Here is a 1,127-nt window from a genome sequence, read left to right on the forward strand (position 1 = left end):
GTAACCGTTCACTAGAGGGGGATTGACGACTCTTTGGTGAGGCTAAAAACGTCAGGATAAGGGTGTTTGGCTAACACCGCCGAGACGATATCACTGACGACCTGAAAAGCGGAAAGTCCTCGCTTTTTACAGGTTTCAACCACTGACAATATTCGCGAACGGAATTTCTCACCACGATCCGATTGGGTGCCGTAACTGATTTTTCGCATTATCACCGTGCCACGCAGGCAACGCTCAGCCTCATTGTTGGTCAACGGCGTGTCGGGATGTAACAGGAATACCCATAACCCCGTTTCGTATTTCAGCAAATACTGGCATCGCCCTGCATATCGAGATACCGGGCTTTGACTGCCGCGAACCAGGTAGCGATGGAAACGGGCTTTCACGCGCATCATCCTGCTTCGCCAGCGAGTTTCATCCAGTTTGCCCGCTTCATAACGGTGTTGTGTTCTGAACACCGCCTGGCAAAGTAACACTAATCGGCTTCCCACCCAGGCCGTGTGCCCTTGTCCAACATAATCAGCCATTTGTTGCACATTACGCATGATATGCGACCAGCAGAACTGATGGCGCTCGGGGTCAAGCCAGTGATAGCTGGCACATTGATCGGTGATGACAATAGCCGACGCGTTTTTGCCCAGTAACGCCCTGGCTGAATCCTGATCACGAAAATAGCGTATCGTCTGGTAAACAGCATCACTGCCGCTGAGTAGCCAGACCCAGCGAGTATGCGACTCGCCGTTACGTTGATGAGGGGTTTCATCAATATGGACATGCAGAGCTTGCTTGATACACAGGTGCAGTGCCTGATGTGTCGGGGTGAGCATGGCGCTGACACGACCGTGGGCTTCAGAAATCAGTCCCAGTGAAAAATGAACACTGTACTGACTTTTCAACAACTGCTGTATCTTGCGGACGCTTAAGTGAAATTGGCCTGCCAATACCGCAATGTAGCTCAGTAAACGAGGCCCCAGTTGCCCCTGCGGCGCATCAGTGGGTAATTGCCCTTTACTGACCTGATGGCAGCGCTCACACCGGCCATGATGAAGAGCATACTCTGTCAGTTCCAGTCTGGGTTGAGGTAATTCGAATACCTGATGCCGGTAACTCGCCGCTGGATAAGGTGC

1 protein-coding gene is annotated in these 1,127 nt (G+C 52.0%); it reads right to left on the reverse strand.

Going from position 1 to position 1,127, the window contains the following annotated elements; all coding sequences use genetic code 11:
* Positions 1 to 11: 11 nt before the first annotated feature.
* A partial coding sequence (tnpC, locus tag ACMV5H_RS25535; RefSeq protein ID WP_414822804.1) for an IS66 family transposase occupies positions 12 to 1,127 on the reverse strand: 1,116 nt, incomplete at its 5' end.

The organism is Serratia sp. N21D137, from assembly GCF_047530005.1.
In the GTDB taxonomy this organism is placed as follows: Bacteria; Pseudomonadota; Gammaproteobacteria; order Enterobacterales; family Enterobacteriaceae; genus Chania; species Chania fonticola_B.